21 protein-coding genes and 1 tRNA gene are annotated in these 21,625 nt (G+C 63.6%); 8 read left to right on the forward strand and 14 right to left on the reverse strand.

All coding sequences use genetic code 11. The annotated features are described in order from the left end of the window. Positions 1-66: 66 nt before the first annotated feature. The 13 genes from FRAAU_RS12065 to thrS form a co-directional block, all read right to left on the reverse strand. A complete protein-coding gene (locus FRAAU_RS12065) occupies positions 67-867 on the reverse strand; it encodes an amidohydrolase (RefSeq protein ID WP_014403806.1) in 801 nt (266 codons plus the stop codon). After that, a complete protein-coding gene (locus tag FRAAU_RS12070; protein ID WP_245546376.1) occupies positions 855-1,949 on the reverse strand; it encodes a methionine aminotransferase in 1,095 nt (364 codons plus the stop codon). Before FRAAU_RS12070 ends, FRAAU_RS12065 begins: the two co-directional genes overlap by 13 nt. Before the next feature lie 125 nt (positions 1,950-2,074). Then, complete coding sequence (locus FRAAU_RS12075) at positions 2,075-3,043, reverse strand: LysR substrate-binding domain-containing protein (RefSeq protein WP_014403808.1); 969 nt, start codon at positions 3,041-3,043, stop codon at positions 2,075-2,077. A gap of 23 nt (positions 3,044-3,066) precedes the next feature. Then, a complete protein-coding gene (locus FRAAU_RS16600) occupies positions 3,067-3,456 on the reverse strand; it encodes a hypothetical protein (RefSeq protein WP_156803416.1) in 390 nt (129 codons plus the stop codon). 409 nt (positions 3,457-3,865) lie between these two features. Next, positions 3,866-3,942 (reverse strand) — tRNA-Pro (locus tag FRAAU_RS12085). Between the two features lie 72 nt (positions 3,943-4,014). Continuing rightward, the gene (locus FRAAU_RS12090) at positions 4,015-4,374 is read right to left on the reverse strand and encodes a MerR family transcriptional regulator (protein WP_014403810.1); all 360 of its coding nucleotides are present in this window, start codon (positions 4,372-4,374) and stop codon (positions 4,015-4,017) included. Next, entirely contained in the window at positions 4,355-4,654 is a 300-nt protein-coding gene (gene ihfA / locus FRAAU_RS12095; RefSeq protein ID WP_014403811.1) for an integration host factor subunit alpha, read from the reverse strand. The genes FRAAU_RS12090 and ihfA overlap by 20 nt, the downstream gene beginning before the upstream one ends. 1 nt (position 4,655) lies before the next feature. Further along, positions 4,656-7,046: a phenylalanine--tRNA ligase subunit beta gene (gene pheT, locus FRAAU_RS12100; RefSeq protein ID WP_014403812.1), complete on the reverse strand. Its 2,391-nt coding sequence runs from the start codon at positions 7,044-7,046 to the stop codon at positions 4,656-4,658. Positions 7,047-7,070: 24 nt separating this feature from the next. Further along, a complete protein-coding gene (pheS, locus tag FRAAU_RS12105) occupies positions 7,071-8,066 on the reverse strand; it encodes a phenylalanine--tRNA ligase subunit alpha (protein ID WP_014403813.1) in 996 nt (331 codons plus the stop codon). 139 nt (positions 8,067-8,205) lie between these two features. Further along, positions 8,206-8,565 carry a 50S ribosomal protein L20 gene (gene rplT / locus FRAAU_RS12110; RefSeq protein WP_014403814.1) on the reverse strand — a complete coding sequence of 120 codons (360 nt, stop codon included), beginning with the start codon at positions 8,563-8,565 and terminating at the stop codon, positions 8,206-8,208. A gap of 15 nt (positions 8,566-8,580) precedes the next feature. Then, a complete protein-coding gene (rpmI, locus tag FRAAU_RS12115) occupies positions 8,581-8,778 on the reverse strand; it encodes a 50S ribosomal protein L35 (RefSeq protein WP_014403815.1) in 198 nt (65 codons plus the stop codon). Positions 8,779-9,004: 226 nt separating this feature from the next. Then, complete coding sequence (gene infC, locus FRAAU_RS12120) at positions 9,005-9,547, reverse strand: translation initiation factor IF-3 (protein WP_083841176.1); 543 nt, start codon at positions 9,545-9,547, stop codon at positions 9,005-9,007. Positions 9,548-9,576: 29 nt separating this feature from the next. Continuing rightward, entirely contained in the window at positions 9,577-11,481 is a 1,905-nt protein-coding gene (gene thrS / locus FRAAU_RS12125) for a threonine--tRNA ligase (RefSeq protein WP_014403817.1), read from the reverse strand. A gap of 391 nt (positions 11,482-11,872) precedes the next feature. Here thrS and FRAAU_RS12130 point away from each other — a divergent pair, with 391 nt between their 5' ends. Further along, positions 11,873-12,892, forward strand: a complete 1,020-nt coding sequence (locus FRAAU_RS12130) for an NAD-dependent epimerase (RefSeq protein WP_014403818.1) — start codon at positions 11,873-11,875, stop codon at positions 12,890-12,892. 55 nt (positions 12,893-12,947) lie between these two features. Next, a complete protein-coding gene (locus FRAAU_RS12135; RefSeq protein ID WP_014403819.1) occupies positions 12,948-13,712 on the forward strand; it encodes an SDR family NAD(P)-dependent oxidoreductase in 765 nt (254 codons plus the stop codon). A gap of 46 nt (positions 13,713-13,758) precedes the next feature. Here FRAAU_RS12135 and FRAAU_RS12140 read toward each other — a convergent pair whose 3' ends face one another. Further along, entirely contained in the window at positions 13,759-14,211 is a 453-nt protein-coding gene (locus tag FRAAU_RS12140; protein ID WP_041270568.1) for a CopD family protein, read from the reverse strand. A gap of 262 nt (positions 14,212-14,473) precedes the next feature. On the opposite strand from FRAAU_RS12140, the gene FRAAU_RS16605 reads away from it, so the two are divergent. The 6 genes from FRAAU_RS16605 (at position 14,474) to FRAAU_RS12175 (ending at position 21,311) form a co-directional block, all read left to right on the forward strand. Next, positions 14,474-15,436: a 2-dehydro-3-deoxygalactonokinase gene (locus FRAAU_RS16605; RefSeq protein WP_169314762.1), complete on the forward strand. Its 963-nt coding sequence runs from the start codon at positions 14,474-14,476 to the stop codon at positions 15,434-15,436. A gap of 11 nt (positions 15,437-15,447) precedes the next feature. Beyond that, positions 15,448-16,071, forward strand: coding sequence for a 2-dehydro-3-deoxy-6-phosphogalactonate aldolase (locus tag FRAAU_RS12150; RefSeq protein WP_217176225.1), 624 nt, complete (start codon positions 15,448-15,450; stop codon positions 16,069-16,071). A 276-nt stretch (positions 16,072-16,347) separates the two neighbouring features. Further along, positions 16,348-16,656, forward strand: coding sequence for a hypothetical protein (locus tag FRAAU_RS16610; RefSeq protein ID WP_014403823.1), 309 nt, complete (start codon positions 16,348-16,350; stop codon positions 16,654-16,656). 565 nt (positions 16,657-17,221) lie between these two features. Further along, positions 17,222-18,610, forward strand: coding sequence for a sugar porter family MFS transporter (locus FRAAU_RS12165; protein ID WP_014403825.1), 1,389 nt, complete (start codon positions 17,222-17,224; stop codon positions 18,608-18,610). A gap of 81 nt (positions 18,611-18,691) precedes the next feature. Beyond that, positions 18,692-20,320: a methyl-accepting chemotaxis protein gene (locus FRAAU_RS12170; protein WP_169314763.1), complete on the forward strand. Its 1,629-nt coding sequence runs from the start codon at positions 18,692-18,694 to the stop codon at positions 20,318-20,320. Between the two features lie 187 nt (positions 20,321-20,507). After that, complete coding sequence (locus FRAAU_RS12175) at positions 20,508-21,311, forward strand: SPFH domain-containing protein (protein WP_014403827.1); 804 nt, start codon at positions 20,508-20,510, stop codon at positions 21,309-21,311. The last annotated feature ends 314 nt before the right edge of the window (positions 21,312-21,625 follow it).

Below are 21,625 nucleotides of genomic sequence, written 5' to 3' on the forward strand. Positions count from 1 at the left end.
AAAGGCCGGCACCTCGCGGTGCCGGCCTTTTTTGTGGCTGGCGCGGATGCGCCTCGCCCTCTGCCGTCAATCCACCTGCAAGCTGAAGTCGTCGGCATCCATCCAGGCCGGAAAGCGCTGCCGATGGGCCAGCAAATGCGCCGGATCCAGCCGCACCGTAGTGACCTGCTCCACTGCGCCGAGCTCCACCAGGGCCTCGCCCAACGGATCGATCACGGCGGAATCACCGGAGTAGCTCAGGTCATGGCCATCCACCCCGACCCGGTTCACGCCAACCACAAAAGCCAGGTTCTCGATCGCACGGGCCCGCAGCAGCGTCCGCCAGGCATGACGACGCCCCACCGGCCAGTTGGCCACGAACAAGGCCAGGTCATAGTCCATGCCGCCGGCCTGCGACTCGTCGCGCCGATTGCGCAACCACACCGGAAATCTCAGGTCATAGCAGACCTGGGGCAGAATCCGCCAGCCACGGATCTCCAGAATCGGCCGCGCCGTACCGCTGCCGTAGCGCTTGTGCTCTTCCGCCATCCGGAACAGATGACGCTTGTCGTAGCAGTCGTAGCTGCCATCCGGACGCACCCACAGCAGACGATTGTAGATGGTCTCGCCATCACGGATCGCCAGGCTGCCGGTGACCGTTGCTCCGCTCAGCCGGGCCTGTTCGCGCATCCAGGCCAGCCCCGGGCCGTCCATGGTGTCGACCGTGGCACGCGTATCCTGGGTGAAGCCCGACATCATGGTTTCAGGCAGCACCAGCAGATCGCTGGGGGCTGCCTGCGCGATCAGGCCGGCATAATAGGCACGGTTGGCCTCGGCATCATGCCAGCGGGTCGCGCCCTGGATCAGGGAGATGGTCAGAGTTTGCACAGGCGCTCCGCAGCAGCTTCCATGGTGGCCTCGCTCTTGGCAAAGCACAGTCGCAGCAGGCGGGTACCCGGCGCTTCTGCATAGAAGGGAGTCAAAGGTATACCGGCGACGCCGGCCTCGGTGATCAGCCAGCGGCTGAAATCCACATCATCCTCGTCGCGAATGGCCGAATAGTCGACCAGCTGGAAATAGCCGCCCGGCACATCCAGCAGCCGCAGCCGCGACGGCTTCAGCAAGGCCTGGAAACGATCCCGCTTGGCCTGGTAAAAGGCCGGCAGCTCCAGATAGTGCTCGGGGCAATCGGCCATGAACTCGGCAAAGGCCCACTGCGCCGGGTTGAAGGTGCAGAACGTCAGATACTGGTGGACCTTGCGGAATTCCTGCGACAGGGCCGTCGGTGCCACCGCATAGCCCAGCTTCCAGCCGGTGCAGTGGTAGGTCTTGCCGAAGCTCGACACCACCACGCTGCGACCGGCCAGTTCCGGATGACGCAGCACGCTCTGGTGCCCTTCCGGACCGTAGACGATATGTTCGTAGACCTCGTCGGACAGCACCACGATGCGGGTACCCCGGGTCAGCGCCGCCAGCTCATCCAGATCGGCGCGGCTGAATACCGAACCGCTGGGATTGTTGGGACTGTTGACGATGATCATCCGGGTCTTCGGCGTGACCGCCTCGCGGATGCGCTGCCAGTCGACGCGGAAATCCGGCTGCGCCAGCGGCACGCGCACGGGGCGGGCGCCCTGCAGTTCGATGGCAGGTTCGTAGCTGTCATAGGCCGGATCGATCACGATGACTTCGTCGCCTGCGCTGACCAGGGCGGCGATGGCCGAGAACAAGGCCTCGGTGGCACCGGAGGTGATGGTGATCTCGGTGGCCGGATCGACTTCGCAGCCGTAGAGACGGGCAATCTTCAACGCGATCTGCTCGCGCAACGGACCGATCCCGATCCCCGGGGCATACTGGTTCTTGTGGTCGGCCATGGCCCGCGACACCGCTTCACGCAAGGCCTCGGGCGGCTCGAAGTCAGGAAATCCCTGCCCCAGATTGATCGCGCCGTGCTCGGCGGCCAGCTGGCTCATGACGCTGAAAATCGTGGTTCCGACCTTGGGAAGCTTGGTTTGAATCTGAATGGACACGGCAGTATGGACGTCTGGATAGTGAACAAGATGGTAGCACGACCTTGAGGAAGGCTGCCGCATGGGCTTCAGCCGTCGATCAATGCCTGTGGCGGACGGTTGTCACAAGACTCGGTACGCCGGGCCTGCTGGATTTCAGGCAGACGCCTGGCCAGAAAATCGACAAAGCTCCGCACCGCCGGCAACATGCCGCGGCGACTCGGATAGACGAAATGCAGCGTGCCTTGAGGCGTTTCCCAGGTTGGCAGCACCACTTCCAGCTGACCGCTGGCAATCAACGGCGCGCAGGCATCCTGCGGAATAAGGCCCACCCCCACCCCTTGCACCGCGGCCTGCAGCAAGGCGGAAAAGTCACCGGTAACCAGCCTGGGCTGGATCGGCTGCATCACCTTTTCGCCGCTTTCGCTGATCAGCTCCCATTGCTGGGGTCCCTCGACCTCGAACATCGACAGTGCCGGCCAGTCGGCAATCTGTTCTGGCCGGCTCGGATGCCCGTAGTGGCCGAGAAAGGCGGGACTGGCCACCAGCAGGCTGCGGGTCTGGCCGAAGCTGCGCAGAATCATGGTCGCATCGGTATCCAGCTTGTCCCGCACCCGGATCGCGACATCATAGCCCTCGCCGATCACATCCACCCGCCGGTTGCTGGACAGCAGCCTCACCTGAACCTTGGGATGGGCCTTCAGAAAGGCTGGCAGCACCGGCGCCAGCAAGGAAGTGACCAGTGACACCGGGCAGCTGATCCGCAAGATGCCGCGCGGCTCGGTGCGCAGTTCGTCAATGGCATCCTGCGCGGCCCGAGCCTCTTCCAGCATCGCACGACAGTGCTGATAGAAACGGTCGCCGACCTCGGTCACCACGAAGCGACGGGTGGTCCGCTGCAACAGCCGTACCCCGAGCCGCTCTTCCAGTCGCGCGATCCGCTTGCTGAGCCTGGATTTCGGGATGCCCAGAGCGCGTCCCGCCGCGGAAAAACCCGCATGCTCCACGACGGCCGCGTAAAAATACAGATCATTCAGATCCTGCAAAGTACCATCCATGCCTTGTGATCAGTCCCCGGCCGTCAGGACTGGCCGGCCGGCACCCAGCCCAACGACTCGCCATGCGAGCCGATGGCCAGGGTCGGATGCCGTCCCGCGTCCAGCTCGGCAGTGAGACTCACGCTGCCGGCCTTGCAGGCACCGAAGTGACGAGCCTCCAGCCGATGGCTGCCCGGCACCAGATGGAAAGAGGCCCGCTCGCCCTGCTGGAACTGGGCGACAACCCGGCCATCGATCTTCAGTTCGGTGGCGCAGCCACCGCCGAACAGGCCGTTGGCGCGAACCACGTCGAGTACGGCACTGCCGTCCGAAGACGGCTGGTACAGGAACAGTCGGCTGGATACCGCATCATGCACGTAGGTGTGCTGGGCCGGTTGGGCACAGGCCGCCAGGCCCAGGACGGCAGATGCCATCAACGCTTGCTTGATCATTGTTCACTCCTCGACTGCGCCGCGAGATCAAACCGCCCCGCTCTTGCTGCAGGTGATATGAATCCCATACTGCCCCGAGGATAGCGCCAAATGCCGACCGGTCAACGCCGGGTATAAGCAGCGACTTACAACCCATGGCCATAAGCCAATGAACCACGGCTATCAACAGACCGACGAAAAGATGGGATTCCTGCCGACACACCGACCTTCAGCCTGCAATACGGCAAAAGACAGGCACAAAAAAACCCTCACCGGGAACAGTGACAGGCTTGAATGGAGATCTTCAAATGCTTCTCAGATCAATTCGGGATCACATGATCCGTACTGGATCTCATCGGACTCTCGACAAAGAACCCGGCCGATACTTGGAAGTATCGCTTGCTGTGAAGATTGGTCGGGGCGGCGGGATTCGAACCCACGACCCTCTGCCCCCCAGGCAGATGCGCTACCAGGCTGCGCTACGCCCCGACTGCTTCATCAGCAAGACGACAAGTATAAAGATTTGTTGAGCAAACTGGAAGCCTCCAGCGCAAAAAAACTTTATATCTGTCGCAACAGCTGCTGGACTTCCTCCAGCTCCAACCGCACCTGACGCACGATCTGGGTGGAAATGCTCGCTTCCATCCGCCCCTGCGGCCCTTCCAGACGGGCGCGGGCGCCCGTGATGGTAAAGCCTTCGTCATACAGCAGGGAGCGGATCTGGCGGATCATCAAGACATCATGCCGCTGGTAATAACGGCGATTGCCCCGGCGCTTGACCGGGTTCAGTGCCGGGAACTCCTGCTCCCAGTAGCGCAACACATGCGGTTTGACTCCGCAAAGGTCGCCTACTTCACCGATGGTGAAGTAGCGCTTGGCCGGAATGACGGGCAGTTCGGTGTTATTCCCTTGGTCCAGCATAGCCTTCGACCCTCACCTTGAGTTTTTGTCCCGGCCGGAACGTCACCACGCGCCGTGCCGAAATGGGAATCTCCTCACCGGTCTTGGGATTGCGCCCAGGCCGCTGATTCTTCTCTCGCAAATCAAAGTTGCCGAAACCCGACAATTTCACCTGGTCGCCATGTGCCAGAGCATCGCGCACCACCTCGAAATAGGCGTCGACAAACTCTTTGGCTTCCCGCTTGTTCAGTCCCACTTCGAGGAACAGCCGCTCAGCCAGCTCCGCCTTGGTCAGCGCCATCTTATCCTCGCCATTTCGCCTTGCATGTTTGCTCCAGTGCAGTCACGGCCTCGCGGACACAGTGATCAGCATCGTCATCCGTAAGCGTGCGCGATGTGTCCTGCAAAATCAAGCCCATAGCCAGACTCTTTCGCCCTGCTTCGACACCTTGGCCACGATAGCAGTCGAACAATCGCAGCTCGACCAGACGCTCGCCCAGCCGCTCGCGCAGCAAGGCATCGATCTGTGCCCACGCCGTAGCCTCCGGAAAATCCAGAGCCAGATCACGACGCACCGAGGGATAACGCGGAATCGGCCGGGCCTGCGGCAGGCGACGACCGGTCAGGGCCGCCAGGTTCGCTTCCAGCACATAGACTTCGCCGGTCAGATCCAGTTCGCGGCTGAGCTGCGGATGCAAGGCGCCGATCACGCCCACGGCTTTGCCATCGTGCAGCAGCCGGGCGGATCGACCTGGGTGCAGCCAGCTGGGCAGCCCGGCCGTATCCAGCGTCCAGCGTTGCGGCTCGCCACCCCAGTTCAGGCAGGCATCCAGGTCGCCCTTCAGATCGTAGAAATCGATCGGACGACCAGCCAGCCCCCATTGCTCGAGGGCGGCGCTGCCGCTGACGACGGCGGCAAAGCTCGGCGCTTCCAGCGGGGCCTCGCCCTCGACTGCAGGTGCAGCGAAGACCCGCCCCAGCTCGAACAGACGCACGCGAGCCTGCTGCCGTGCCTGGTTGTGATGCAGGGCATCGATCAGCCCGGGCAGCAAGGAAGGACGCATCACGCCCAGATCGGCCGACAAAGGATTGGCCAGCTCGACCCAGGGCTTGGCCAGCCCCCAGCGCTGCAGCAACTCGGCGCTGACAAAGGCCAGATTGACCGCCTCGTAATAGCCACGGGCTGCCCACTGCTCGCGCAAGGCCAATTCGCCGATCTTCGCTTCCGGCTCCACCGCCACCTGCAGCTGACCGCTGGGCGCATGGGTGGGAATCCGGTCGTAGCCGTAGATGCGGGCGACTTCCTCGATCAGGTCTTCTTCACGCTCGATATCAAAGCGGCTGCTGGGCGCGGTGATGGTCCAGCCCTGCTCCAGGGTCTCCACTTTCATGCCCAGGGTCGCGAAAATGCGTGCGACCTCGGCATCGGCGACGCTGATGCCCAGTACCCGAGCCAAGCGGGCGCGACGCAGCAGGATCGGCTGCGGCAGGCTCGACCCCTGCTCGATTTCGGCACTGACCACCGGGCCGGGCCGGCCGCCGACGATCTGCAGCAGCAGCTCGGTGGCCCGCTCGATGGCACGATCCGGCAGCCAGGGATCCACGCCGCGCTCGAAACGATGCGAGGCATCGGTATGCAGGCCCAGCTTGCGGGCCCGCCCCATGATCGCGGAAGGAATGAAATGCGCCGCCTCCAGAAACACATCGCGCGTCGCGTCGGTGACCTTGGAGGCTTCGCCGCCAATGATGCCGCCGACACCCAGCGCCTGCGCCTGGTCGGCCACGACAACGAACTGGTTGCCCAGCCTGGCCTCGGCGCCGTTCAGCAGTTTCAGCGGTTCGCCGTCCGCGCCATGACGCACCACGATATCGCCCTGCACGGTGGCGTTGTCATAGGCATGCATGGGCTGGCCCAGCTCCAGCATCACGTAGTTGGTAACATCGACCACCGCACTGATGGGACGCAGGCCGGAGCGACGCAGCCGCTCGGCCATCCACAACGGCGTGGCGGCCGTTGCATCGATGCCTTCGATCACCCGGCCCAGATAACGCGGCGCGTCCTTGCCGGCCTGCAGGCTGATCGTCCGGCGCGCCTCGCTGGTCGCCGCCACTGCCATCGCACCCGGCTTGCGCACTTCACCACCGAACAGCGCCGCCACGTCATGCGCCAGACCATACAGGCCCAGGCAATCGGAGCGGTTCGGCGTCAGCTTCAGTTCGAAACAGGCATCGGGCAGCTGCAGGTAATCACTGATGGGCGTACCCACCGGCGCATCGGCTGGCAGTTCGAACAGACCGGATGCATCCTCGTCCAGTCCCAGCTCCTTGGCCGAGCACAGCATGCCGAAGGACTCAACCCCGCGCAGCTTGGCCGGGCGGATCTTGAAATCGGGACTCAGCTGGGTCCCGACCGTGGCCAGCGGTGCCTTCAGACCGACGCGGGCATTGGGTGCGCCACAGACGATCTGCAGCGGCTCGGACTGGCCGATCGAGACCTGGCAGATCTGCAGGCGATCAGCCTCCGGGTGGCGCACGGCCTCGACGATCTCGCCGACGACCACGCCATCCAGGCTTTCGCCCAGCACGGTGAGTTCTTCGACTTCCAGGCCGGCCATGGTCAGGCCGTGCGACAAGGTCTCGCGATCGGCATCGATACTGACCAGCTCGCGCAACCAGTTTTCGGAAAATTTCATGTCTTGGATTCCTTGGCCGGGTCTTCAAGCGAACTGTTCGAGGAAGCGCAGATCGTTCTCGAAAAACGCGCGCAGATCACTCACGCCATAGCGCAGCATGGCAAAGCGCTCGACGCCCAGGCCGAAGGCGAAGCCGGTGTAGCGCTCGGGATCGATGCCGCAATTGGCCAGCACATTGGGATGGACCATGCCGCAGCCCAGCACTTCCAGCCAGCGACTGGAACCGTCGGCCGACTCCCAGCGAATATCCACTTCGGCCGAAGGCTCGGTGAAGGGAAAATAACTGGGACGAAAACGCATCTCGAAATCGCGCTCGAAAAAGGCGCGGATCAGTTCGCTCAAGGTGCCTTTGAGATCGGCGAAGCTGGAGGTCTCGTCGACCAGCAGACCTTCGATCTGATGAAACATCGGCGAATGGGTCTGATCCGAATCGCTGCGGTAGACCTTGCCCGGCGCGATGATCCGGATCGGCGGCTGCCGGCCCTGCATCGAGCGGATCTGCACCGGCGAGGTATGGGTTCGCAGCAGGCGGCCATCACCGAAATAAAACGTGTCGTGCATCGCCCGTGCGGGGTGATGCTCGGGAAAATTCAGGGCTTCGAAGTTGTGCCAGTCATCTTCGATTTCCGGCCCGTCCATCCGCTGATAGCCCAGCCGCGCGAAAATCGCGGAGATGCGCTCCAGGGTGCGGGTGATGGGGTGGATGCCGCCGCGCTCGCCAAGCCGGCCGGGCAGACTGACATCCAGCTGCTCGGAACGCAGCCGCTGATCCAGCGCCGCCTGCTCCAGCACCTGCCGCCGCGCCGCAAGGGCCTCGGCCAGGGCATTTTTCAGCAGGTTGACCTCGGCCCCCTGACGCTTGCGCTCATCAGGTGCCAATCCGCCCAGCGCCTTCAAGGCCTGGGTCACTACCCCGCTCTTGCCGAGCAGGCTTACGCGCAGACCTTCCAGCGCATCGAGTGAATCAGTGGCGGCGATGTCGCTTTGCGCCTGCGCAGCACGGGACTTCAGCTCGTCCATCATGTCTCCGGATTTCGGGTTTCGGTCAGCCGGGCCAGGTCCATGCCTGGGCAGCCCTTCCATCAAGCAAAAAAAACGGGGAGGAGGCCTGGCCTCCTCCCCGCTGCACGCTGCCTGGGCTTCAAGCCCCGGTCGCGTTTCAGGCCGCCAGACTGGCCTTGGCCTTCTCGGCGATCGCGCCGAAGGCGGCGATGTCGTTGACGGCCAGATCAGCCAGCACCTTGCGGTCGATCTCGATCTGAGCCTTGCTCAGACCGTTGATCAGACGGCTGTAGGACAGGCCGAACTGACGGGCTGCCGCATTGATGCGGACGATCCACAGCGCGCGGAACTGACGCTTGCGCTGCTTGCGGCCGATATAGGCGTACTGGCCGGCCTTGATGACAGCCTGGTTGGCTGCACGGAAGACCTTGCGACGGGCATTGTAATAACCCTTCGCGCGACCGATGATTTTCTTGTGACGACGACGGGCGGTAACGCCACGCTTAACACGAGCCATGGTTTATTCTCCGCCTCAGACGTACGGCAACATGCGTGCCACACTCTTGGTGTCGCAGGCCTTGACGTGGTTGGTCGCGCGCAGGCCGCGCTTCCGCTTGGTCGACTTCTTGGTCAGGATGTGCGACTTGAACGCATGACCTGCCTTGAACTTGCCGGACGCGGTCTTGCGAAAACGCTTCGCGGCCGCCCGGTTGGTCTTGATCTTGGGCATAAGAATGCTCCGTATCCATTGTTGAGTCAGATTTGGCGGCAACCCGGAGGCTGCTCTTTCCTTCCTGCCAAAATCGGCTGCCCGCTCCATCCATACATGAGCGAGCCCGCAAGTATATTGCATCATCGCAGCCACTGCCAAGAGGCAGTCGATGCGATGCGACACCGACCCGCAGCCGGCGGGCCCGACCCGGAGGCCGGCCTGCACAGCCAGGACCCGGTTCGGCTTACTGCTTCTTCTTCGGTCCGATCATCATGACCATCTGCCGGCCTTCCAGCCGGGGGAAGGACTCCACCTGGCCGATTTCACCGACATCACCCTGGATCTTGCGAGCCAGATTCTGGCCCAGATCCTGATGCGACATTTCACGACCGCGGAACCGGATCGTGACCTTGACCTTGTCGCCTTCTTCCAGGAACCGGACCATGTTGCGCAGCTTGATCTGGTAGTCGCCGACATCCGTCACGGGACGGAACTTGACTTCCTTGATCTCGACCTGCTTCTGCTTCTTCTTGGCAGCCTGGGCCTTTTTCTGGGCCTCGAACTTGAACTTGCCGTAATCCATGATCCGGCAGACCGGGGGATCGCCGTTCGGCTGGATTTCGACCAGGTCGAGTCCGGCTTCCTCGGCCACACGCAGGGCCTCATCACGGGTAAGAATGCCCAGCTGCTCAGAATCGGGACCAATCACCCGGACCCTGGGAACACGGATTTCCAGGTTGCGACGATTGCCCTTGTTTTCGGTGGTGGCGATACCACTATCCTCCAGAAGATAAAATAAGATGGCCCACCAAGCACTTAGCGCTTGGTTTCGGCCTCCAGGCGTGCCGTGAATTCGGCAACGCTCATGCTGCCAAGGTCTTCACCTGCACGTGTACGTACGGATACCATGCCCTGTTCTTTCTCACGGTCACCGACCACGAGCAGGTAGGGCACCTTCTGCAACGTATGCTCGCGGATTTTATAGCCGACCTTTTCGTTGCGCAAATCGGACTTCACACGGAAACCCTTTTCGACCAGCTCACGCGCCACCCCGGCGGTGTAGTCGGCCTGGGCATCGGTGATGTTCAGCACCACCGCCTGAACCGGCGCCAGCCAAGCCGGCAGCAGGCCTGCATAGTGCTCGATCAGGATCCCGATAAAGCGCTCCATCGAGCCGACGATGGCCCGATGCAGCATCACCGGATGCCGTTTTGTCGAATGCTCATCCACATATTCCGCACCCAGGCGCTCCGGCATCATGAAGTCGACCTGCATGGTACCGACCTGCCAGGCGCGGCCGATCGAATCCTTCATGTGGTATTCGATCTTAGGGCCATAGAAGGCACCCTCACCCGGCAGTTCTTCCCAACTCTCGACGCCGGCCGAACGCAGGGCCGAGCGCAGGGCGTGCTCGGCCCGATCCCAGACCTCGTCACTGCCCAGCCGGTTTTCCGGACGCAGGGCGATCTTCATCGCGACATTTTCGAAACCGAAGTCGTCGTAGACCTTCATGGCCTGCTGATGGAACGCCGTCACCTCGGACTCGATCTGGGCCTCGGTGCAGAAGATATGACCATCGTCCTGGGTAAAGGCACGCACGCGCATGATGCCGTGCAGCGCGCCCGACGGCTCGTTGCGATGGCAACTGCCGAACTCGGCATAACGGATCGGCAGGTCGCGGTAGCTGTGCAGGCCGGCATTGTAGATCTGCACATGACCCGGACAGTTCATGGGCTTCACCGCATAGGTCCGTTTCTCGGACTCGGTGAAGAACATGTTTTCCTTGTAGTTGTCCCAGTGACCGGACTTTTTCCACAAGCTGACATCGACAATCTGCGGACCGCGCACTTCCTGATAGCCGCTCTTGCGATAGACACCGCGGACGTACTGCTCCACGGCCTGCCACAGCGACCAGCCATTGGGATGCCAGAACACCATCCCCGGGGCTTCTTCCTGCTGATGGAACAGGTCCAGCTGCTTGCCGATACGGCGATGGTCACGCTTTTCGGCTTCGGCCAGCTGATGCAGATAGGCCTTCAGCTCCTTGTCATTGGTCCAGGCCGTGCCATAGACGCGGGTCAGCATGGCGTTGTTGGAGTCGCCACGCCAGTAGGCACCCGCCACCTTCATCAGCTTGAAGGCGCGCAGCTTGCCGGTATTGGGCACATGCGGACCGCGGCACAGATCGGTGAACTCGCCCTGGCTGTACAGCGACAGTTCCTGGTCGGCCGGAATCGACTCGATGATTTCGGCCTTGTAGTTCTCGCCCAGTCCGCGAAAGAAGGCCACAGCCTCGTCACGGCTCTTGACGCTGCGGCTGACCGGCAGGTCCTGCTTGACGATGGCTTCCATCTCGGCCTGGATCTTGTCCAGGTCTTCCGGAGTGAACGGCCGCTCGTAGGCGAAGTCATAGTAAAAACCGTTCTCGATCACCGGACCGATGGTGACCTGGGCCCCCGGATACAATCGCTGCACGGCCTGGGCCAGCAGATGGGCGGTGGAATGGCGCAGGATTTCCAGCGCTTCCGGACTCTTGTCGGTGATGATGGCCAGACTGGCATCATGGTCCATGACATGGCTGGCATCCACCAGCTGGCCGTCCACCTTGCCGGCCAGCGTGGCCTTGGCCAGGCCGGCGCCAATCGAGGCTGCCACCTCCTGAACCGTTACGGCATGGTCGAACGGCCGCTTGCTGCCGTCGGGAAGAGTGATTTCGATCATTGCATCAATACCTGTACAGCACCCGTCAAAGGCGCCGGTTGGGAAGTCTTAGGGAGATCGGATCGCGCAGGTCGGGCAAGGGATCTGCCGCGGACCAGGCAGGACAGGCCGGGGACAAGGCGCACCGGAAGGTGGCTATCCGCGCCGGCGTGTCATCAAGTCGGGAAGTGACGAGTTTGCATGTCGCACACAAGACCTGCGGTCACCCGCTGGCCACCTTCTCTGGTCGAGGTTATCCCCATACCTTAGGCCTGTTGGCTACCTGCTGTCAATCAAGCCGCCAGGTGGCGGGCATGGTCGTCGCCGGCACCCGACGGGGATCGCATGCAGCGGCCTTCAACAAAATCCATGAGCGCGTAAAATCGGGACATCTTCAGGAGACTCCCAAGCCATGCGCATTCTGGTCACCGGCGCCGCCGGCTTTATCGGCGCCGCCCTGGTCGAGCGATTGCTCGCCCGCGGCGATGAGGTCGCCGGCCTCGACAACCACAACGACTATTACGACCCCGCCCTGAAAGAAGCCCGGCTGGCCCGCTTCCATGACCATCCGGCCTACCGCCACCAGCGCAGCGATCTGGCTGATGCCGGCCGCCTCGATGCCTTGTTTGCCGACTTCCGGCCGCAACGAGTGGTAAATCTGGCGGCCCAGGCCGGGGTCCGCTACTCGCTGCAGAACCCCGCCGCCTATATCAGCAGCAACCTGGTCGGGTTCGGCAACGTACTGGAAGCCTGCCGACACCATGAGGTCGAGCATCTGGTGTATGCCTCCTCCAGCTCGGTCTACGGCGCCAATCGATCGATGCCGTTCTCGGTCGATGATCCGGTCGATCACCCGCTGAGCCTGTATGCGGCCACCAAAAAGTCCAATGAGCTGATGGCCCACAGCTACAGCCATCTGTATGCCCTGCCCACCACCGGCCTGCGCTTCTTCACCGTCTACGGTCCCTGGGGGCGCCCCGACATGGCCCCGATGCTGTTTGCCGACAGAATCAGCCGCGGCCAGCCGCTGGACGTATTCAATTACGGCCACCACCGTCGCGACTTCACCTATATCGACGACATCGTCGAAGGCATCATCCGCACCCTGGACCGGCCACCGGCCGCCGATCCCGACTATGACCCGATGCAGCCCCATCCCGGCCGCTCCAATGCGCCCTATCGGGTCTACAACATCGGCAATGATCAGCCTGTTCCCTTGCTGCAATTCATCGAATTGATGGAACAAGGCCTGGGCCGCGTGGTCGAAAAGCGACTGCTGCCGATGCAGCCCGGCGACGTACCGGATACCTGGGCCGATGTCACCGCCTTGCGTGAAGATGTCGGCTACGCGCCGTCCACATCGATCGAAGCAGGCGTGAGCGCCTTTGTCGACTGGTACCGCCGCTATCACGGCCTGGATACCGCCAGCTGAAGCCTGACATGCTCCTCGCCACGTACCCAACCGTCCGCCCAACCCAGGATTGTTTATGACCCAGAAGACTATTCTCGTCACCGGCGCCAGCAGCGGCTTTGGCAAGCACATCGCCGAACGCATGGCACGTCGCGGCGACAAGATCATCGTCACGGCGCGGCGCGCCGAGCGGCTGACCGAGCTGGCCGAAGCCTACCCTGGCCTGATCAAGCCGATCCCCCTGGATGTCACCGATGCCGCCGCTGTCGAAGCCGCCCTGGCCGACCTGCCACCGGAATGGCAGGCCATCGATGTGCTGGTCAACAATGCCGGCCTCGCACTGGGCCTGGAGCCAGCCAACGAGGCCAGGCTGGACAACTGGGAGCGGATGATCGCCACCAACTGCAGCGGCCTGGTGACCGTGACCCGGCTGGTGTTGCCTGGCATGGTCGCCCGCGGTCGTGGCCAGATCATCAATATCGGCTCCACCGCCGGCAGCATCCCCTATGCCGGCGGCAACGTGTATGGCGCGACCAAGGCCTTCGTCCACCAGTTCACCAACAATCTCAATGCCGACCTGGTCGGCAGTGGCGTCCACGCCAGTTGCGTGGAGCCCGGACTGGTCGGTGGCACCGAATTTTCGTCGGTCCGCTTCGACGGCAACTCGGAGAAGGCCGCAGGAGTCTACCAGGACACCCAGCCACTGACCCCGGAAGATATCGCCGACACGGTCGAATGGATCATCGACCGGCCGCCGCACGTCACCATCAATTATCTGGTGATGATGCCCGACTGCCAGTCCTTCGGCGGCCAGGTGGTCAAGCGCCGCGTCAGCAACTGACAGGCCGGACGATGCAGGGGCGACGCGAGCGTCGCCCCTGCGCAATTCAGAACGGCCGCGCCATCACCAGATACAGTACGCCCAGCACCAGAAATACCGGCAGCTCGTTGGCCAGCCGCAACTGTAAGGCCGAAGGCAGGCCCTTGCTGGCGTGCTTTTTCAGACGCCGGCCGGTGAAGATGTAGTACACGAACAGCACCGCCACCAGGCCCAGCTTGGCGTGGATCCAGTGCGCCTGCCCCACCACCGGCGGCAGACTGGCCGTCATCCGCCAGCCCTGCCACAGCAGCAGGCCGCAGATCACGGAAAGACCGAACATGATGTGGCCGAAACGGTACAGACGCCGTCCCATCAACTCAAGACGCGCGGACACGGCCGCCGGCTCGCCAGCGGCCTTGACCTCGGCCAGATTCACCAGAATCCGAGGCAGATAGAACACCGCCGCGACCCAGCCCATCACGAACAGGACATGGAGCGCCTTGATCCAGAAATACCACATGAGCATCCGCCCGCATTGAAAGAATCCCGCCATCGTAAGCCCGCCCCGCTGACCCGGCAATCCGGCCGCGACCGCCATCGGTCTCCTGTAGCCAGCCGGCATGCGGCGCCAGACCTTGCCCGTTGGCCGCGCTTGCGGTTCAATTCAGGCAGAAAGAGACCATGACTGCGGAGGTCCGATGGCCGGGACACCGCAGCCAGTCATCCCTCCGGCCCTCGCCGGAGACGCCGGCCCCGCCACGGACAAAGGTCGCCTGCTCGCCATGGACAGCGTTTCACCCGCCCGCCACTGGATCGGCCTGCTTGCCGACTCCGAAGATCTGCATGTGCTGCGCTTCGCCGAAGATGGTCAGGTGCCGGAGCGGCGCAAGATCGCTGCCGCCCCCATCCTCCGGGGATCTACCCCGCTGGCCGATGCCATCAACGAACTCTGCAGCGACTGGCTTCAGTACTCGCCCGCGACCGCCCTGGTCGGCGCTGGCCTGAATGCGCTGCTGCCGGCCGACACCGCACCTGCGCCGATCGAAGTCCCCTTCGAACTGGCCCCCTTGGCACGCCTGCTGCGCCCCATCCGGCAGCCCGGGTTGCCTGACTTGCATCTGCTGCCGGATTTCGCCCAGAACGGCATCCTGCCGGGCCGCATCGACCACGGCACGGCAGCCCTGCTCGGCGTCCGCAGCAGTACCGACGAGGCCGACCTGCTGGTCGGCCTGCTGGGCGAACAGCACCAATGGGTGCGCCTGGACCGCCAGCGGGTCCGTCGCCTGGTCAGCTTCATCACCCCCAGCCTGCAACGCCTGCTGAGCGGCTCGGCCGATCAGAGTGCCGACACGCCGACGGACACCTCGGCCGACTGGCATGCCGGTGCCTTCGATTTCGGCCTGGCCGTCGCGCGCGGCGAAGAGCAGCAGGCCGGCATGCTGGCCAGTCTCGGCAGCCCGCAAGCCCTGGTGCGCAGCGGTCAGCTGGCCGCGACCGAACAGGGCAGCTTCCGCCATGGCCTGCTGATCGGTCATGAACTGCTGGGTCTCAAGCGCATGGAGCCGGATGCTGCCCCTCACTGCCCGGTGATTCTGGTCGGCCCTGAAGATCGTTGCCTGCGCTATGCGCGCGCCCTGCAACTGTTCGGCTTCGAACATGTGGAGCGGGCCCGCCAGGCCGCCGAGCGCGGCCTCTGGCAACTGGCCCGCACCCTCGATCATGGCGCGCCGGAACCCGCCGGATGAAGGGCCATGCCATGCGAGAAGTCTTTCTGCATGGTTTTCTGGCCAATCTGCGGGGCATTCTGCCCGAAGAATGTGCCGATATCGTCACCACCTTGTACCACCGTGAGTTTCGACTGTTCGAAGTGCCGATCCAGGCGCCCGAAGCCCTGAACTGCATTCGCCGCATGCGCGAGCGTCTGCCGCCCGACGGCCTGGTCGGTGCCGGCATGGTCTTCAACCGCGATGACATCGAGGCCGCCTGCCAGGCCGGTGCCAACCTCGTCATCAGCCCGCACTGCGATCCGGAGCTGATCCGTGACGCGAAACAGGCCGGCCTGGCCTGCATCGCCGGTGCCGCCACTCCCACCGAAGCCTTCCGCGCCGTCAAGGCCGGCGTCGATGCCCTCAAGTATTTTCCGGCCGAACAACTGGGACCGGGCAGCCTTAGGATCTGGCGAAGCGTGCTGCCCAAGCATCTGCCCCTGCTGCCAGCCGGAGGCATTGCCACCGGGCAGATCCAAGCCTATGTCCGTGCGGGGGCGGCCGGTTTCGGGCTGGGCCGGGCGCTGTACATGCCCGGCATGGCATGCGCCGAGCTGGATCGCCGCGCGGAGGCATTCCAGCTGGCCTGGAAACAGGCCCACGGCACCGACTGACGGAAACCTCCATTCATCCGGCAACACTCCTTCGTGAGCGTGCCAGGCATGGATCCGGCGAGATGGAAACCGCGGCTGGCCGGCCAGTTCGAGCCGCCCTCACCACGGAGGCCTCGCCGCCATGGACCATCGACAAAGCCATGCGCGCCGGCACCGGACTTCTGCCGCGTCAACGCTCACATACCATGGAGGCCCGAATCACACGCTGTGCAAGTTCGTTCGATTAATTTCCTTCGGACCTGTCGTCACGGACGACCCTCAGGAGGAGACCCGAACATGCGTACACTTACCCACGATGAAATGACCTCAGTTGCGGGCGGCGGTGTTTTCGGCGATATCGGAAGCGCCATAGGCGGAGCCATCGGCAATGTCGTCGATCTAGGCACCACCCTGCTCGGCCTCAGCACCGATGCCACCGGCCCGGCCGCCAAGCTGGGCGAGGGCATCGGCCTGATCGCCGATTCGGTACTGAATCCCGGCAACATTCCGGCAGCGATTCTGGACGTCGGCGAAGGCATCGTCGGCATCGTCGGTTTCGGTATCGATGCCATCCAGCAACTGGGCGCCGCCCACGCCAGCGCCTGAGGCACCGCACGCCCCGGATCTGCGGATCCGGGGCACCGGCATCGCGTGCTTGTCGTCGCCCGCCCCGGTCGCCAGCGCATGGCTGGCGCAGTCGTGCCATCCCCGGCGCACCGCAGCAACGAGCCCCAACCGCTTGCTGACCACCTGCACGCTCTCTCCGCACACATCACAAGTGCGAAGCATTCCGATCGCCGGAAAGCATCCCCATGCCGCTGGCTGCCCCGTCCAGTCAGCCCCCACTCGATATCATCGGACAGCCTGCCTTGGCAGTCATCGCCACGACCATCCATATGGACGTCCATCAGTCAGCATCAATCCGCTCCAAGGCAGCCCCATGATTTACACAAGTATTTGTTGCAACGCAATATTCAAGACCATCATTCCGGCTCCAAGCTTTGTTGAAAGAAGCGTGAAGGCGTGCATAGAATGTTCGCAAATCACCGCCCCGATCAGGCAACTTGCGGCCCGATCACCGTCAAGCTCATCGCCATCCCGACGGGCGGCCGTCTGCCGGATCGCGGCCAAGCGCTGACCGCGATCCGGCGCCAGCACAGGAATGCATGCCATGAGCGGAACAGCAGCAGCCACCCACCGCGGCCCCGGACTTTTCATGATCGGCCTGCTGGCCTCCCTGGCCGGCCTGATGTTCGGTCTGGACATCGGCGTCATCTCCGGCGCCCAGCAATTCATCGAGACCGATCTGCACGTGTCCGACCAAGCCATGGGCCTGATCGTCAGCGCCATGATGGCTGGCGCGGCCGTCGGCTCGCTGGGCTGCGGCTGGGCCTCGGCTGCACTGGGCCGCAAGCGTTCGCTGATCGTCGGCGGCATCGTGTTCGTGATCGGTTCCATCGGCTGCTCCCAGGCGGGCTCTGCCGAAAGCCTGATCGTCTGGCGTTTCGTGCTCGGTCTCGCCGTCGGCGTAGCCAGCTATACCGCGCCCCTGTATATCGCCGAAATCGCCCCCGAGGCGATTCGCGGACGAATGATTTCCACTTATCAGCTGATGCTGACTTCAGGCATCCTGCTGGCGTTCCTGTCCGATACGGCGTTCAGCTACCACGGCCACTGGCGCTGGATGCTTGGCATCATCGCCCTGCCCGGCGTCCTGTTTCTGCTCGGCCTGCTGGTGCTGCCTTTCAGTCCGCGCTGGCTGCTGATGCGCGGTCGCCGCAAAGAAGCCCACGAGGTGCTGATGGGACTGCGCGGCGGCCTGCGGCGCGTGGTGGATGCCGAAATAGACGATATCGACCGCCAATTGAAAAAGCCCCAGCAGGGCTGGGGGCTGTTCCGCTCCAGTCCCGACTTCCGCCGCTCGGTGGGGCTGGGCGTGTTGCTGCAGATCATCCAGCAGCTGACCGGCATCAATGTGGTGATGTATTACGCGCCGAAGATCTTCCAGACCATGGGCTACGCCGTCGAAGCCCAGATGTGGTTCACCGCCGCCGTCGGTCTTGTCAACGTGCTGGCCACCTTGCTGGCCATGGCAGTGATTGACCGCTGGGGACGCCGCCCCACCCTGCTGGCCGGCTTCGGCGTGATGGCCGCAGGCCTGGCGGTGATCAGCTGGACCATGCGTCATGGCGCGCCCGCCACCCATGGCCTGCAATTGTTCACGGTCATCATGCTGCTGGTCTTTATTGCCGGCTTTGCCATGTCGGCAGGACCGCTGATCTGGACTCTGTGCTCCGAAATCCAGCCCTTGAAGGGCCGCGACTTCGGCATTGCCGCCTCCACCGTCACCAACTGGGGGGCGAACATGGTTGTCGGTTTCACCTTTCCCCTGATGCTGAGCGGACTGGGATCCTCCCGGACCTTTCTGCTTTACGCCGTGCTCAACGCCTTGTTCATCGCCTTCACCCTGGCCCTGGTCCCCGAGACCAAGGGCATGACGCTGGAGGCGATCGAGAACAATCTGATGGCCGGCAAGCCGCTGCGCCGCATAGGTCGTTGAGGGGCATATCGTCTATCGTCATAAAACCGCCATGGTCGGAACCTAGGCTGCCAGCTCCCCCTTGTGACCGATGATGAAGACGTGCCGGCATTCCCCTCCGCATCAGCCTCCCCTGCCACCGCCTCGCCTCGATCGCGCCGGCAACGCCTGACAGAACTCGGCAGCCTGAGCCTGCGGGCCAGGCTGCTGCTGCGACTGGTCGTGGTCACCCTGGTCTTGTTCGGGCTGGGCGGCAGCGCCTGGCTGGCGCTGGCCAAATCCAGCCGGCAGATGGCTTCGCTGGTCAGTGACACCTTGCGTCCTGTCGCTGAACTTGGACGCATCCAGAATGATTATGCCGATGCGCTCAATGCCGTCACCCATGCGGCCATGGCCCGACTGCCCTCGGCGGTGGATATCGCCCTTGACACCATGCAGGCCGAACAGGCCGACATCGGGCGGCGCTGGCAGTCGCTGACAGCCACGCCCTGGGTTCAAAGCCACAAGGCCTGGCTGAACACGACCGCCGCGCATCGACAAGCCCTGGATGAAAGTCTGCAGCAGTCCATGCAGCTGCTGCGCGCCGGCAATTTCGATATCGCCGTTCTGCAGGTTTCCTCGGATACCCAGTCGGCCTTCAGCCCCCTGCATGCCGACTTCAGCAATATGTTCGAGCAGGCCGTCACCATCGGCACCGCCGTAGTCGACCACAACCACCGGGAGCACCAGCACCTGGGCTGGCTGCTGGCCGGCCTGACCGTGCTGACGGCCGCCGGCCTGCTGATCTTCGACAGCTGGCTGATCCGTTCCATGAGCCGTCGACTGGCATCCGCCATCCAGCAGGCGCGTACCGTGGCCGCCGGCCAGTTGGGACAGCCCTTCAAGCCCGGACCGGCGGACGAGATCGGCCAATTGCTGCGCGCCCTGCAACAGATGGATCTGGCCCTGGCTTCGGTGGTGGAGCAGGTACGCGGCGGCGCCCGCCACGTCCAGCAAGCCTCCGAGCAAAGCGCCAGCGAAAGCACCGCGCTTCGCGATCGCACCTTGCACCAGTCACAGCAACTGCAGGCCTCCAGCCGGGCCATCGACCGGATCAGCGACATGATCGCGCGCAGCAAGGAACACAGTGCCCTGGCCCGCAGCGCGGCCGATGCGGCCGCCGACTTGACCGGCCAGGGGCAGCAGCTCGCACAGGCGATGCAGGCCTCCATGCTGGAAATCCAGTGCAGCGGACGCAATCTGTCGGAAATCGTCGAACAGCTTGACGACATCGCCCTGCAGACCCGGCTGCTGGCCCTGAATGCCGCCGTCGAGGCAGCCCATGCCGGGGAGCATGGTCGCGGCTTTGCCGTAGTCGCCGAAGAAGTCGGTCGCCTGGCCAGGCAGACCGCCGAAGCCCTCTCGCATGCGCAGCAACTGCTGGCAGGCAACCAGGCGACCATCCAGGATGGCAGTGCTCGCGCCGGTCACTGCGGCGAGGTGCTGGACCAGATCGCGGACCGCGTGCAGCACCTGCAGCAGACCATGCTGGACATCGATGAACAGAGCCGCCATCAGCATCAGGAAACCTTGCAGATCACCTCGATGATGCGCGCACTGGAATCCCTGACCCGCCACCATGCCGAAGCCGCCGACAAAGCCCATCTCAATGCGGAGGGGCTGCAATCCCAGGCCCGCCTGCTGCAGGACAGGATCGGCTTTTTCCAGCCCCATGAGGCCAGTTCCTCCTGAAAGATCCGCGGCGCCGAGGCGAACCTGTGAGGAGATCATCCCGGCCTCCGTCCGATATCAGGCAGGACCCCGGCCTGGGTCGACCCGCGTTTCGGGTCGCTGCGGCCGGACCCTCGTCAGCCCGTGGCCGGATCGGGCTCCATCCGTCTATGCTGTGGCTTCACTCAAGCCACTGCAGGATGCCAGCATGTTCAACCGCACTGCCTACGGTCTGATCGCCCTCACCATGAGCCTGACCGCCTGCACCGTGGTCACGCCCGATGCCGGCCAACAGGCGGTTCTGATCGACCAGCCCTATTTCCTGGGCCATGGCGGCGTGCGCCCGCAAGCCGTTCCCACCGGACGCAGCATCACGTGGGGCAGCACCAGTGCCATCTATGTCGACATGACACCGCAGACCGTGCATGTCGCCTTCAACGACTACTCCTCGGCCGACAATATCCTGCTGGACTTCGACACCGCCATCCAGTATCGCGTTTCGGATCCGGTCAAGCTGATTCGCGACTTCGGCGGACAATGGTTCAAGAACAATGTCGCAAGCCAGTATTCAGCCATTGTCCGCGAAGCGGTCAAGACCAAGACCATGACCGACATGATGAGCAATGTCAGTGCGGCGGCCGATCTGGACCGCCAGGTGACCGCACAGATCCGACGGCTGATCCGGGACAACGGCATCCCGATCCAGGTTCTGGATGTCACCTTGGGCCGGGCCGTGCCCAATGCCAATGTGCTGGAACAGATGAACGAGACCGCTGCCCAGCAGCAGCGTCTGCGCACCCTGGATGCAGCCAAGCTGGCTGAAGATGCCCGCAAGGCAGAACAGGAATCCAAGGCCGCCGCGGACGATGCCTACCGGCAGAAGATGGGTATGTCGGTGGAAGGCTATCTGCAACTGCAGATCGCACAGATCCAGGCCGATGCCTGCAGGGCGGCGAAGCAATGCGTGATCGCCCCGCCCGGCAGCACGGTGATCGTCGGCGGCAAGCTGTAAGCCCCGCCATCGATGGCGACTGCGCGCCGGACAGCCAGCTGCAAGCTGGCCGGCCATCCGTCATCATCCCTCCCATCCGACGCAAGCATCATGATGCTGCCGCCAGGCGAGATCGCCTTGGTATCCGTCTCGAGCCGGCGACACAGACGGCAGGGGACGCTTCAGGTACAGGGCCACCCCGACCGATGCCGCCGATATGCTTTATGCTGGGCAGTCATAATCCGCCGTTCCCAGCCATTGCATCGCCCACGTGGTGCCAGCACGGGCTGGATCAGCGCTTCATCCCGTTGACTGCATTGACCAAGGAATACCGC

It is taken from the genome of Frateuria aurantia DSM 6220 (assembly GCF_000242255.2).
GTDB lineage: Bacteria > Pseudomonadota > Gammaproteobacteria > Xanthomonadales > Rhodanobacteraceae > Frateuria > Frateuria aurantia.

Coding starts and splice junctions, on each gene's coding strand:
- FRAAU_RS12070 (WP_245546376.1), bottom strand. CDS start 1,949: ATGAGCCAGCTGGCCGCCGAGCACGGCGCGATCAATCTGGGGCAGGGA.
- FRAAU_RS12075 (WP_014403808.1), bottom strand. CDS start 3,043: ATGGATGGTACTTTGCAGGATCTGAATGATCTGTATTTTTACGCGGCC.
- FRAAU_RS16600 (WP_156803416.1), bottom strand. CDS start 3,456: ATGGCATCTGCCGTCCTGGGCCTGGCGGCCTGTGCCCAACCGGCCCAG.
- FRAAU_RS12090 (WP_014403810.1), bottom strand. CDS start 4,374: ATGCTGGACCAAGGGAATAACACCGAACTGCCCGTCATTCCGGCCAAG.
- ihfA (WP_014403811.1), bottom strand. CDS start 4,654: ATGGCGCTGACCAAGGCGGAGCTGGCTGAGCGGCTGTTCCTCGAAGTG.
- pheT (WP_014403812.1), bottom strand. CDS start 7,046: ATGAAATTTTCCGAAAACTGGTTGCGCGAGCTGGTCAGTATCGATGCC.
- pheS (WP_014403813.1), bottom strand. CDS start 8,066: ATGGACGAGCTGAAGTCCCGTGCTGCGCAGGCGCAAAGCGACATCGCC.
- rplT (WP_014403814.1), bottom strand. CDS start 8,565: ATGGCTCGTGTTAAGCGTGGCGTTACCGCCCGTCGTCGTCACAAGAAA.
- rpmI (WP_014403815.1), bottom strand. CDS start 8,778: ATGCCCAAGATCAAGACCAACCGGGCGGCCGCGAAGCGTTTTCGCAAG.
- thrS (WP_014403817.1), bottom strand. CDS start 11,481: ATGATCGAAATCACTCTTCCCGACGGCAGCAAGCGGCCGTTCGACCAT.
- FRAAU_RS12130 (WP_014403818.1), top strand. CDS start 11,873: ATGCGCATTCTGGTCACCGGCGCCGCCGGCTTTATCGGCGCCGCCCTG.
- FRAAU_RS12135 (WP_014403819.1), top strand. CDS start 12,948: ATGACCCAGAAGACTATTCTCGTCACCGGCGCCAGCAGCGGCTTTGGC.
- FRAAU_RS12140 (WP_041270568.1), bottom strand. CDS start 14,211: ATGTGGTATTTCTGGATCAAGGCGCTCCATGTCCTGTTCGTGATGGGC.
- FRAAU_RS16605 (WP_169314762.1), top strand. CDS start 14,474: ATGGACAGCGTTTCACCCGCCCGCCACTGGATCGGCCTGCTTGCCGAC.
- FRAAU_RS12150 (WP_217176225.1), top strand. CDS start 15,448: ATGCGAGAAGTCTTTCTGCATGGTTTTCTGGCCAATCTGCGGGGCATT.
- FRAAU_RS16610 (WP_014403823.1), top strand. CDS start 16,348: ATGCGTACACTTACCCACGATGAAATGACCTCAGTTGCGGGCGGCGGT.
- FRAAU_RS12165 (WP_014403825.1), top strand. CDS start 17,222: ATGAGCGGAACAGCAGCAGCCACCCACCGCGGCCCCGGACTTTTCATG.
- FRAAU_RS12175 (WP_014403827.1), top strand. CDS start 20,508: ATGTTCAACCGCACTGCCTACGGTCTGATCGCCCTCACCATGAGCCTG.